Annotated in this window: 10 protein-coding genes (1 of these 10 running past the window's edge); 2 read left to right on the forward strand and 8 right to left on the reverse strand. The window is 62.7% G+C overall.

The features are described 5' to 3' along the window. The 4 genes in view from EOC06_RS16355 to EOC06_RS16370 are tightly spaced (at most 14 nt apart) and all read right to left on the reverse strand, a layout consistent with a single transcriptional unit that may run on beyond the window. Nucleotides 1-759, reverse strand: the 5' portion of a protein-coding gene (locus tag EOC06_RS16355) for an ABC transporter permease (RefSeq protein WP_128308257.1). 180 nt of this gene lie to the left of the window's left edge; the window shows 759 of its 939 coding nt (coding positions 1-759); its start codon is at nucleotides 757-759; its stop codon lies beyond the left edge, outside the window. A gap of 14 nt (nucleotides 760-773) precedes the next feature. Next, nucleotides 774-1,832 carry an ABC transporter permease gene (locus tag EOC06_RS16360; protein ID WP_127270302.1) on the reverse strand — a complete coding sequence of 353 codons (1,059 nt, stop codon included), beginning with the start codon at nucleotides 1,830-1,832 and terminating at the stop codon, nucleotides 774-776. Further along, complete coding sequence (locus EOC06_RS16365; protein WP_128308258.1) at nucleotides 1,825-3,375, reverse strand: ABC transporter ATP-binding protein; 1,551 nt, start codon at nucleotides 3,373-3,375, stop codon at nucleotides 1,825-1,827. The genes EOC06_RS16360 and EOC06_RS16365 overlap by 8 nt, the downstream gene beginning before the upstream one ends. Continuing rightward, entirely contained in the window at nucleotides 3,375-4,490 is a 1,116-nt protein-coding gene (locus tag EOC06_RS16370) for a BMP family ABC transporter substrate-binding protein (RefSeq protein ID WP_164898614.1), read from the reverse strand. The genes EOC06_RS16365 and EOC06_RS16370 overlap by 1 nt, the downstream gene beginning before the upstream one ends. Before the next feature lie 220 nt (nucleotides 4,491-4,710). Here EOC06_RS16370 and EOC06_RS16375 point away from each other — a divergent pair, with 220 nt between their 5' ends. Both EOC06_RS16375 and EOC06_RS16380 read left to right on the forward strand, forming a co-directional pair. After that, nucleotides 4,711-5,670, forward strand: a complete 960-nt coding sequence (locus EOC06_RS16375; protein ID WP_127268795.1) for a LysR family transcriptional regulator — start codon at nucleotides 4,711-4,713, stop codon at nucleotides 5,668-5,670. After that, nucleotides 5,667-6,728 (forward strand): isopenicillin N synthase family oxygenase, encoded by a 1,062-nt coding sequence (locus EOC06_RS16380; protein ID WP_164898615.1) that lies wholly within the window; start codon nucleotides 5,667-5,669, stop codon nucleotides 6,726-6,728. Before EOC06_RS16375 ends, EOC06_RS16380 begins: the two co-directional genes overlap by 4 nt. Nucleotides 6,729-6,798: 70 nt before the next feature. Here EOC06_RS16380 and EOC06_RS16385 read toward each other — a convergent pair whose 3' ends face one another. The 4 genes from EOC06_RS16385 to EOC06_RS16400 all read right to left on the reverse strand — a co-directional run bounded on the left by EOC06_RS16385 (nucleotide 6,799) and on the right by EOC06_RS16400 (nucleotide 11,008). Then, nucleotides 6,799-7,134, reverse strand: a complete 336-nt coding sequence (locus EOC06_RS16385; RefSeq protein ID WP_128308259.1) for a hypothetical protein — start codon at nucleotides 7,132-7,134, stop codon at nucleotides 6,799-6,801. A 123-nt stretch (nucleotides 7,135-7,257) separates the two neighbouring features. Further along, nucleotides 7,258-9,552 carry a xanthine dehydrogenase family protein molybdopterin-binding subunit gene (locus EOC06_RS16390; RefSeq protein ID WP_128308260.1) on the reverse strand — a complete coding sequence of 765 codons (2,295 nt, stop codon included), beginning with the start codon at nucleotides 9,550-9,552 and terminating at the stop codon, nucleotides 7,258-7,260. Further along, on the reverse strand, nucleotides 9,549-10,532 hold the full coding sequence (locus tag EOC06_RS16395) for a xanthine dehydrogenase family protein subunit M (RefSeq protein WP_128308261.1): 984 nt from the start codon (nucleotides 10,530-10,532) through the stop codon (nucleotides 9,549-9,551). The genes EOC06_RS16390 and EOC06_RS16395 overlap by 4 nt, the downstream gene beginning before the upstream one ends. Further along, nucleotides 10,529-11,008 (reverse strand): (2Fe-2S)-binding protein, encoded by a 480-nt coding sequence (locus tag EOC06_RS16400; RefSeq protein WP_128308262.1) that lies wholly within the window; start codon nucleotides 11,006-11,008, stop codon nucleotides 10,529-10,531. Before EOC06_RS16400 ends, EOC06_RS16395 begins: the two co-directional genes overlap by 4 nt. Between the last annotated feature and the right edge of the window lie 200 nt (nucleotides 11,009-11,208).

The raw sequence follows: 11,208 nt of genomic DNA on the forward strand, positions 1-11,208 counted from the left end.
AAGCGCATCCGCGCTTCCGAAAAGAAGCGCACCCCAGAGAGCTCGAGCCGCGTTCCAGCGCGAAAAGATGACGAGCGCAACGGCAATCCAGCCGCGCGACGCGACCATTCCCTCCACCCAGACATGACTTGTGGCGACTGAGAGATAGGCTCCGGCGAGACCACAAAACAGCCCGGACGCCAGGACAGCCCCGAACTGAACCAGTTGCACGTCGATACCCGCGACATCCGCGGCGGCCGGGTTTTCCCCGACGGACCTCAACCTGAGGCCATGTCGGCTTTTGGAAAGCCACCACCAGAGCGCGCCGGCCAGGGTCGGCAGCGCCAGCGTAACCGGGTCCTGCACCGCGAAAATGCGGCCGAATGCCGAACCGCGGTCTATCCCGAAGAGGTCGCCAAGTGTGGAAATGCCAGAAAAGGTCTTCTGCACGTAGGGTCGCCCCACGACCCCGGTGATGCCCAGTCCGATTGCGACGACGGCTAGGCCGGCGAGCGTATGATTGGCGCGCAAGGCGACTGTCGATATTCCAAACAGCAGAGCGAGAGCCATCGCGGCCGCTGAGCCGGCGGCAAGACCAACCCAAGGATCGGCTCCGGAAAGCACCGTCATCGCGCCGGTCATGGCACTGACCGCCATGAGCCCTTCCGCTCCAAGATTGAGAACGCCGGCTCTTTCGCAGATAATGAGGCCGAGGCTCGCCAGCAGCAACGGTGCCGCATAGCTCGGAATGATGGCAATCCAGCCGATCAGAAAATCCATGCAACTGCCCCTTCCTAGTTCTTGGGCCGTTTGAGCGAATAGGAGCTGAAGAACTGCGCCATCAAAATCGACATCAGTACCGCGCCTTGCATCAGCACGATCATCGCTTCGGAGATCGAGTAGAAAACCTTCAGGACATTCCCGGCGGTGAACACCGCGCCGAGCGCGAAAGAGATCACGACCACCCACAATGGCTTCGCGCGGGCCAGGTAGGCGATCACGATCGCGCTGAAGAGATAGCCGTTGCCGACGGACTGGTTGAGGCGGTGCTCCGTCCCCGCCACGATCATCATGCCGGCAACGCCTGAGAGAGCGCCGGAGAGCAGCACGAGCCCCACGGCTATGCTGAGCACCGGCAGGCCCGTGGCGAGCGCGGCCTTGGCGTTGAAACCTACAGCATCCGCGTAGAAGCCGACCCGGCTGTGTTCCATGACGAACCAGATGGACAATGCGATAACGGCGACCAGGAAGATTCCGGCATGCAACTGCCCCCATCCCAGAACGGGAAACCAGCTCGCCTCGGGAAAGGTGGCGGTCACGGGAAAGCTGTTGGAAGGGTCTCTCCAGACCCCGAACAGAAGATGCTGCACTAGCAGAAACGCGACGCTTCCCAGCAGCAGGGTCGAAATAACCTCGTTAACGCCCCACTTGAGTTTCAGAAAAAGCGGAATCGCAATCCAGGCGGCTCCCGCAAGCGCTGCCAGAACGAACATCGTCGGCAACCTCAGCACTTCAGGCCCGCTGCCGTTCAGCGCCACCCAGGTTGACGCGATCGCGCCGAGCCATAGCTGGCCCTCCACGCCGATGTTCCAAAACCGCACGCGCATGGCAACGCCGGAGGCGAGGCCGACTAGCACCAACGGTAAAGCGGCCGTCGCCGTCTGGGAGAGGCCGTCCGAGGTCAGAAAAGTTGCAATCAGGAACTCATCCACAAGAGCGCTTGCCGGCACGCCCGCATGCACGAGCAGCACCGCCGAAACCGTCAGCCCGACCAACAGGCCGCCAACATAACTGAGACTGGTCAACAAGAAGCCGGGATTTTGCCTGCGAACAAGGAAAGCTGTGTCAAGCATGGCCTGCTAAAAGGCCTCCTATCCACTCAGGCGTGACGTCGCCGGTCTGACGGCAGCCGGCGATCCTTCCTCTGTTCATGACGGCCACCCGATGGGACAGGGACATGACCTCCTGGAGATCCTCGCTGATCAGAAGGCAGGCCGCGCCGGCTTCCATAGCTCCGCGGATCGCCGATCGGACGAACTCGGCCGCTTTCATGTCCAGCCCGCGAGAAGGGGAATGCGCTATGAGAACCTTCAGGCCGTGATCGAGCTCCCGCGCGAGCAACACTTTCTGCGCGTTTCCTCCCGAGAGCAAAGAGGCCGGCCGTTCCGGCGTCGCGCCGCGGATATCGAACGCATCGATGGCCTCGGCGGCCTTCTCGCGCATCGCCCGCCGGCTCAGGAGAAACGGACCGCCGAAGCTACCGCTGGCGACGGTCGTGAGCGCGAGATTGTCGGCAATGGAAAGCTCCCGGATCAACCCGCTGTCAAAGCGGTCGGAGGGGATGACGCGCAAGCCGGCCTCGCGGCGCTGGTCTGGCTTGGCGGTGGATATGTCCTGGCCATCCAGTACGATCGCGCCGGCACCGGCACGGTCGAGTCCGAGAAGGCAGGCAACGAGTTCCTCCTGCCCGTTTCCACCGACGCCGGCGATGCCAAGGATTTCGCCGACATGCAGCTCGAACCCGAGATCGTTCAGGCTTTGCCCGTGAGCGGTCGCCCGTGCGGAAAGCCTTTCCACGCTCAGACACACATCGCCCGGCCGAGATGACGGCCGGCCCGCAACCGTCAAGGCATCGCCGACCATCAGCCGCGCCACCTCCGCTTCGGTGACGTTCGCAACCCGCGCACCGTCAAGCACGGTCTCGCCGTGCCGCATGATCGTTACCCGGTCGCAGAAAGCGGCAACCTCCCGGAACTTGTGCGTGATCAGAACCACGGCGTGACCTTGCCTCGACAATCGCTGGGCAAAAGAGAGAAGCGTGCGCGCTTCCTCGTCGGTCAGCACCGCCGTCGGTTCGTCCATGACCAGAATTCGGGCGCCCAGAAGCATGACCTTGATGATCTCGGCGCGCTGGCGTTCGGCGATCGAAAGGTTCGCTACCAGCTTGTGCGGATCGACGGGCAGGCCGATCTCGCTCGACTTGGCGGAAACGATCGCCGCCGCATCGCTCAGCGTTTTCACAGCAGCCTTGCGACCGAAGCCGAGGAGAACATTTTCGGCAACCGTAAAACTCTCGACCAGCCGGAAATGCTGATGGACCATGCCGAGACCGGCGGCGGCGGCTTCCAGCGGGCTGCGCAAACTGATCGCTCCGCCGTCGATCGATTGGTCGCCCCCGTCAGCTACATAGACGCCGGCCGCCACGTTCATCAAAGTGGACTTGCCTGCACCGTTCTCACCGACGATGGCATGCACCTCCCCCCATTCGAGACAGAAGGACGCATCGCGGAGCGCGGCTTTGCCGTCAAACGACTTGCCTATGCCGCGCATCAACAGAGCCGCCGGCGTGCCCGGCGGTTGTCGCATGTCTCCTGCCTTCGGAAGCGCCGTCGTCATTACTTCGCCGGCATGGTGCCGATGACACCGTCGACGAAATAGTCCATCGACCAGAGCGCCGCATCGTCGACTTTCCCGCCGGCGTCGACAACGATGGTGCCGTCTTGCTTTTTCAGAGGGCCCTGGAACGGATCAAGCTTGCCGGTGATGATCTCCCGCTTTGCTGCCTCGACCTTTGCCTTGGTCTCCTCGGAAACCGAGGGGCCAAAAGGAGCGAGATCGACCACGCCGGTTTCAAGGCCTTCGAAGGCGCCGTATTCCTCGGGTTTCCAGTTGCCGTCGATGATCTCCTTGATCGTCGGCACAAGATATTTCTCCCAGCGGAAGATGACCGAGGTCTGGATCGTTCGCGGCGCGGCATGCGACATGTCGAGCTGAAAGCCTATCGAAGGAACGCCTGCCTTTTCGGCGGCGTCGAGCGCCGAGGTCGCGCTCAGATTCGTGGCGAGCACGTCGGCCTTCTGGTCGAGAATGGCCTGGGCGATCTGCCCTTCCTTCACCGGGTCCCACCAGGAGTTGGCGAAGACCGCGACCGTTTCGATCGTAGGATCGACCGAATGGGCCCCGAGTGCAAAACTGTTGATATCCCAGTTCACCACGCCGACCGGAAAGCCGGCGAGGATGCCGATCTTCTTCGTCTTCGTCGCCTGTCCTGCCGCGATGCCTGCAAGGTACCAACCCTGGTAAGTGCGGGCATAGAAGCTTTCCATGTTGGCCCCATTCTCCGTGCCCGAAGCACTGAGAAACGCCACATTCGGATAGGCTTTGGCCGCTTCGGCCATTGGGGCGCTGTAGCCATAGGTGGTGCCGATTATGATGTTGAAGCCGCGCTTGACGTAGAGATCGATCGCCGCGCGCAGCTTCGTGGCCTCTTCCGGTATGTTCTCCGTCACCGAGACAGGCACCTGTAGCTGTTCCTCCACGGCCTTGCGGCCGGCCTCGAGGGCTTCGTTCCATCCGCCGTCTTGCGCTGAACTTGCATAGATGAACGCGACCTTGGGCGACCCTTCCAGAGTAAAGGCATATGCGCCGGACGCAGCACAGGATGCGAAAACCGTGGCCGCCGCCGCGAACAGGCGAACTGAGCCGGACGGCTTCGTGTTGCGCTCTTTCATTTCGTGGTTCCCCTTGTTTTCTTTGTTTTTCTCAGCCGGAAGCATGCCGCGCCCATGCAGCTTCCCTGCACGGTGACGATTGCCGCCGGAGCGTCTTTTTTGATTTGGCAAAAGCGAATTGGCTCTTGTGCAGTGCATAACAGCCGATTACGTTCGTTCATGCAACAAAAATAATCATGCTCATTTTTTGGGCATTTTGCACAGGAATGTGAACGATCAAATGAACACCGATGCTCTGGCATCATTTGTAAAAATCGCGGAACTGCGGTCATTGTCCGCCGCGGCGAAGTTGTACGGCCTGCCCAAATCCACGCTCAGTCTTCGGCTCAAGCAGCTTGAAGACGATCTGAAGGTCGCTCTGTTCGAGCGCTCCGGCCGTGTCCTGTTGCTCACGGAGGCAGGGCAAACCCTGCTCGGGCACGCGCGGCAGATACTGCAAAGCTGCGATACGGCGCGGGCCGCCGTGACGGAACTGAGCGACGACGTGACCGGAACCTTGCGGATCGGCGCCACGGGGGAGTTCGGCACGGCCTACTACACGCAGATGCTCATGGCGTTCAGAAAGCTCTACCCCAAGGTGGAAATCGAACTCACCTTCTTTTCGCCGCACGTTCTCTACGCGCCGGAGAGCCTCGATATGCTCGACGCCGTGATTTCATGGGACGAAGGTATCGAAGGCGGCGAAACGCTCTCCACCGCAAAATTCGCACTCTTTGCCAGCAAGAGTTATGTCGAGCGTGCCGGGATGCCACGAAAACCCGCCGATTTGGCGGAACACCAGGGCATTGTCTATCGCACCTCGGCGGGCCTGCAGCACTGGCGGCTACAGAAAGGTACCGCGCAGGAAAGTATCTTGCCGCGCAGCAACCTGATCGCCAACGAATACTGGACTATCAAGTACTTCGCCGTTGCGGGCGAGGGCATTGCCTATCTACCGCACTTCTTCACCACGATCGAGTGTGAACGCGGCCACCTCATTCCGTTGCTCGACACATGGGAGTCCGCGGAAAAGCGGGTCAGCATCCGCATATCGCGCCCGCACGCTCCGTCGCGTAAGATGACCGCGTTCATGGATGTCTGCGGCCGCTACTTCTCGCCCGGCTTCGTTTTCACGGGGCCGCGCTACTACGTCGAAACAATTTTCGATGCAAGCCAGCAAGAAAAGGGAACAGAAAAATGAAGGTCCTTGAAACCGGCAACGGCGCGCGTGCAATGAAAGGGGGAGGACTCGACCCGCAGCGTGTCAGCTTCGACAAGATCCCGATCATTGATCTCGAGCCCATGTTCACAGGCGACGAGGCGGCCAAGCGAAAGCTCGCCCAGGAACTGCGCGAGGCCTGCACGGAAGTCGGCTTCCTCTATATCAAGAACCATCACGTTCCGAAGGATGTCATCGATGCCACGTTTGAGGTGGCGGAGGTGTATTTCGCCGAATCCGACGACGTGAAGATGGAGAATCACGTTTCCAATTCAAAGAATAATCGCGGTTATGCGGCAATATTGGAGGAGAATACGGATCCGACCGCGCGCGGAGACCTGCACGAATCCTATGATATTGCGCTGGATGTGCCAGCCGACGATCCGGACGTGAAGGCCGGCAAAGTACTCTACGGTCCCAACCAGTGGCCAGCGGGCAGGCCGGAATTCCGAACGGCATTGGAAGCCTACCATGCCGAGATGCTGACGCTGAGTGGCCACCTGCTCCATGCCTTTGCTCTGGCTCTGGGGTTGGAGGAGACATATTTTGACCTGCTGGTCGGCAAGCCGCTCGCAACTTTGCGGGTGCTCCACTACCCACCGCAGTTTGGCGAGATCGATGACCGACAGATCGGCATTGGGGCGCATTCGGACTATGAGTGCTTCACGATCCTGGCCCAGAAGGATGGTATTTCAGCCTTGCAGGTACTGAATGCAACAGGCGAGTGGATTGCGGCCGATCCCGTCCCCGGCTGCTTCGTCGTCAATGTGGGAGATCAGATGGCGCGTTGGACCAATGACCTTTTCGCCTCGACCGTCCACCGCGCGGTGAACCGTTCCGGCAAAGAACGCTATTCGATCCCGTTCTTCTTCGGTCCAAACTATGATGCCGTGATCGAGGTGCTTCCCAGTTGCATTGATGAGGATCATCCTGCGAAGTACCCTCCGATCACGTCGGGCGAATACGTCAATGGCCGCTTCAAGGCGACATTTGCGCACTATGCCGCGCAAAGCGAGGCCGGCGCCGAAACCGCGGCTTAAGCGGATAATCCCGTCATGCGCGGCCGCTCCTGTGGCCGCGCATCGCATACCCGCCGCCCGTTGACCGAGATCAATATGATAGCGCCCTCGATGGGTAGCGTCGGGTTAACTGGTTAGCCATGGAGTCACCAGAAGAACCCATTTCGGTTTGACGGTGGATGTGGCTAATTTTTCGGCTTTGAGGGCTTCGTGGAGCGCGGTCTTGCCGATTTGGGCTTTGAGCAGCAACGGAGCAGAAAACCTGCATAAGGAAGTCACGGCTCGTCGTCCGGGTCAGCGGTTTTCGGATCGCGTGGCGGGCCTCGGTTTCGGCTATGGCCGCGGCAAGGCACAGCCAGTCGGCGATGCTGAGGGGGGTAATGTTTTCAGGGGGCATTTTGCCGGTGCCAAAATGGATGTCGCTCATGGTCTTACCCCTTGATGGTTGCGCGAGTGCTGAAGGTGAAAGTGTGGAGGGAGCACCACCGCCCGAAGCTGCGGCCTGGCCTCCCCACAAGGGGACCCTCAAGGGGGAGATGGGCCACCGCCCTTAAATCAGCTTCTCCAGCGTGATCGGCAAATCCCGCACGCGTTTTCCCGTCGCATGGAACACCGCGTTGGCAATCGCCGGCGCCACGCCGACAATGGCCAGTTCGCCAACGCCCTTGCCGCCGAGCACCGAGGAATGCAGGTCGGGGATGCCGACCGAGATCTCCTCGATGTCGGGGATGTCGGCATTGGTCGGCACGAGGTAATCGGCGAGGTTGTCATTGACGATGCGGCCGTGGCGGCGGTCGACGATGCCTTCTTCCAGCAGTGCCTGGCCGATGCCCATGATGATGCCGCCCTTCCATTGGCTTTCGGCAAGTTTCGGGTTGTAGAGCCGCCCCGAATCCAGCGCCGACACCACACGCGATACACGCACCGTGCCGAAATCCTCGTCGACGCGCACCTCGATGAAATGCGCGCACCAGGAGTGGCGGGAATAGTCGCCCTCGGTGTGCGGCAATGCCATGGCGATGGTGGTGTAGTTCTTGTAGCGCTCCTCTGGCGTCGAGTTTTCCGGCATGGTGTCGCCGGTGGCTTCGATGTGGTCGCGGCCGACGCTTTTGAGCAGTTCGGCGATCGAGACATCGGGGCCGTCGCCGCGCGGCGAAGCGATGCGGCCATTGGCGACGACCAGCGTGTTGGCCTGCAGCGCGTGGAAAGGCGACCGCGGATCGCTGATGGCAAGGCCCACCAACTGGTCGAGCGCTGAGCTCGCGGCCTTGTATACGGCGCCGGTCATGACGCCGGCCAGCCGCGAGCCGCCGGTGACGCCGGCACGCGGAAAGCGGGAGTCTCCGAGCTTCACCACCACGTCGTCAGCTGGCACGCCGACCGTTTCGGCGGCGGTCTGCGCCAGAATGGTGTAGGTGCCCTGGCCCATGTCGATCGACGAGCTTTCGACCTCGACCGAGCCGTCGGCCAGGATACGCACGATCGCCTCGCCATAGGCGCGCCGAACCGGATAGGTGCCGGCCGCGACGCCCCAGCCGATCAACTGGGTGCCGTCGCGCATCGAGCGCGGTTCGGGCGAGCGCCTGGCCCAGCCGAAGCGCTCCGCAACTGCGGCAAAAGCCTCGCGCAACTGCCGGGTAGACCAAGCCTTTTTGGCATGCGGATCCTGCTCGGCATAGTTCCGGAGCCGGATTTCCAGCGGATCGATGCCGACCTCGTAAGCGAGCTCGTCGATGGCGCTTTCGATGCCGAAGGCCGAGGGGTTTTCGCCCGGTGCGCGCATGGCGCCCGGCACCACCGAATTGACCCGCACGACATTCTGCTTCGAGGAGAAATTCGGCGTCGCATACATGATCGAGGTGACCGATCCCAGCGGCTCGACCCACATGCCGTCGATGGAGGTCTCATTGACGCCGCGATGCACGATCGACTGGATCTTTCCGTCAGCGTCGGCGCCGATCGTCACCGTCTGCCGCGTCGCGGCGCGACCACCGTAACCGGTGAAGGTCTGGGGCCGCGTCATCACCAGCCGCACCGGCCGGCCGAGCATTCTGGCCGCACATGCGGCCACCGCGCCATGGCTGAGCGCCAGTGCCTTGGAGCCGAAGCCGCCGCCAATATAGGGCGAGACCAGCCGCACGTTCTCGAACGGCACGCCGAACCATTCGGCATAGGTGCGCGCCATCCCATCCAGCCATTGGCTCGGCTCCCACACGGTGAGCTTGTCGCCCTCCCAGCGGGCGATCAGGCCATGCGGCTCCATCGGCGCCTGGTATTCGCGCGGCGTGTTGTAGGCGGCGCAGATGCGGACCGGTGCCGAGGCGAACGCACCTTGCGCATCGCCCCATTCCTTGGTCATGGCGTCGATCGGGATGCCGTCGCCGGCCTTGCCGTCGCTGAGGTCGACGATGGAAGGCGTCTCGTCATAGCTGACCTTGACCAGGGCCGCCGCCGCGACCGCCTGTTCGAAGGTCTCGGCGACCACGGCAGCGACATGTTGACCCGAGAAGGTGATGTCGCGCGCGAGCGGGCAATAGGGCTTGTCGGGCGGCGGTGTGCCGAACCAGTCCGCCGCGGTCTTCAGGCTGATGATGGTGTCCGGCGTCAGCACCTGCAGCACGCCGGGAGCGGCCTCGGCTGCCTTGGTGTCGATCGCGCGCACCTTGCCGGATGCAATCGTGCTCCCGACCAGCACGGCGTAAGCGAGGCCTTCGAGCTGCTGCTCGATGGCGTATTTCGCCGCGCCGGTGATTTTGGCCGGGCCGTCGACGCGCGACAGCCGGCCGCCGACGGCTTCGGCAAAAGCGCCGTCGGACGCTCCATGCCTGATGTTGTGAACGGTCATGCCGTCTCTCCCAATTTGAGGATGGCGCGGGCGACGACGCGCGGCGCCAGTTCGATCTTGTAGTGGTTGGCGCCGTGATCAACGGCGCCTTCGACTGCGAGCAGGCTGGCGGCGCGGACTGCGTCCGGCTCCAGCGCGTTGCCTATCAAGGCTGCCTCAACGGCTCGCGCCCGCCACGGCTTGGTCGCGATGCCGCCAAGCGCCACCCGCAAATCGCGGATCGTTCGGCCGTCGGGTTCGAACTCTATGCCGACAGCGGCACTTGCCGCCGCGAATTCATAGGACTGCCGGTCGCGGATTTTCAGGTAGGTCGAACGCCGGGCAGAGGACGAGCCGGGGATCTCGATGGCGGTGATCATCTCGCCCGGTTCGATCGCATGTTCTCTATCCGGCGTGGTGCCGGGCAGCAGGAAAAAATCGTCGACCGGGATCTGACGCTCGCCGAGATGGACTGTTGCGTCGAAGGCGACCAGCGCCACGGCGAGGTCGCCTGGATACATGGCGATGCAGGCGTCGCTGGCGCCGAGCACGGCGTGGCCCCTGGTGACGCCGCCTATGGCCGAACAGCCACTGCCGGGTTCCCGCTTGTTGCAAGCGGAGAAATTCCCGGGATCACGGAAATAGGGGCAGCGCGTGCGCTGCATCAGATTGCCGCCGATGGTCGCCATGTTGCGGATCTGCGCGGAAGCCGCCTGCCACAGGGCTTCCGACACCGCAGGAAAGCGGCTCTTGATGTCGGCATGGTCGGCGACATGGCTCATCCTGGCCAGCGCGCCGATGGTGGCGCCGCGTTCGTTCACCTCGATGCTGTCCAACCCCTTGAGATGAGCGATGTCGACCAGCGTCTCGGGCTCGGCGACGCCGCATTTGGCGAGATCGACCAGCGTGGTGCCGCCGGCCAAGAGCATGGCGCCGGGCAGGGCGGCCGCTTGGCGTGCCGCATCGACCGAGTTGGCGCGCACATACGAAAAATCCCTCATGATGCGACCTCCAAGGCGGCTTGGCGAATGGCGGCGACGATGTGCGGATAGGCGCCGCAGCGGCAGAGATTGCCGGCCATGTATTCGCGGATCTCGCCGTCGGAGCCGGCATGGCCCTCACGGATGCAGGCGACCGCCGACATGATCTGGCCCGGCGTGCAATAGCCGCACTGGAAGGCGTCCTGTTCGAGGAAGGCAGCCTGCACGGGATGCATTTCGCCCTCCCGTGCAAGCCCCTCTATGGTGGTGATGGTGCGGCCTTCGGCTTGTGCGGCCAGCGTCAGGCAGGCCAGCACGCGCTCGCCGTCGACATGCACGGTGCAGGCGCCGCACTGGCCGTGGTCGCAGCCCTTCTTGGTTCCGGTCAGGCCGAGCCGGTCGCGCAGGGCGTCGAGCAGCGTCACACGCGGCTCGATGTCGAGCCCGTGAAGGTCGCCGTTGATGTCGAGATGGACCGGGATCGTTGTTTTCGTCATGGGCATCTGGCTCCAGTTGCTTGACGCGAAGTCGTTGATCTGATGTTGGGCCGGCGAGGAGCTAGCGCCCGCTGTCCGGCCCTTCGCTGTCGCTCCGGACCGTTCGGGCGTTCGGCCCTTTAAAAAGGTCCACTGGACCTTTTGATCCGCCCGAAGGCGGACCGGGCCTTCACCGTTCGTCGTTCGGGAAGCCAAGCAAT

The sequence above is a fragment of the Mesorhizobium sp. M7A.F.Ca.MR.362.00.0.0 genome, from assembly GCF_004023175.1.
In the GTDB taxonomy this organism is placed as follows: Bacteria; Pseudomonadota; Alphaproteobacteria; order Rhizobiales; family Rhizobiaceae; genus Mesorhizobium.

What these genes read in the sequence shown, in the direction of transcription:
- EOC06_RS16400 (WP_128308262.1), bottom strand. Translation starts at nt 11,008, where the DNA reads ATGACGAAAACAACGATCCCGGTCCATCTCGACATCAACGGCGACCTT.
- EOC06_RS16390 (WP_128308260.1), bottom strand. Translation starts at nt 9,552, where the DNA reads ATGACCGTTCACAACATCAGGCATGGAGCGTCCGACGGCGCTTTTGCC.
- EOC06_RS16365 (WP_128308258.1), bottom strand. Translation starts at nt 3,375, where the DNA reads ATGACGACGGCGCTTCCGAAGGCAGGAGACATGCGACAACCGCCGGGC.
- EOC06_RS16380 (WP_164898615.1), top strand. Translation starts at nt 5,667, where the DNA reads ATGAAGGTCCTTGAAACCGGCAACGGCGCGCGTGCAATGAAAGGGGGA.
- EOC06_RS16395 (WP_128308261.1), bottom strand. Translation starts at nt 10,532, where the DNA reads ATGAGGGATTTTTCGTATGTGCGCGCCAACTCGGTCGATGCGGCACGC.
- EOC06_RS16385 (WP_128308259.1), bottom strand. Translation starts at nt 7,134, where the DNA reads ATGAGCGACATCCATTTTGGCACCGGCAAAATGCCCCCTGAAAACATT.
- EOC06_RS16360 (WP_127270302.1), bottom strand. Translation starts at nt 1,832, where the DNA reads ATGCTTGACACAGCTTTCCTTGTTCGCAGGCAAAATCCCGGCTTCTTG.
- EOC06_RS16375 (WP_127268795.1), top strand. Translation starts at nt 4,711, where the DNA reads ATGAACACCGATGCTCTGGCATCATTTGTAAAAATCGCGGAACTGCGG.
- EOC06_RS16370 (WP_164898614.1), bottom strand. Translation starts at nt 4,490, where the DNA reads ATGAAAGAGCGCAACACGAAGCCGTCCGGCTCAGTTCGCCTGTTCGCG.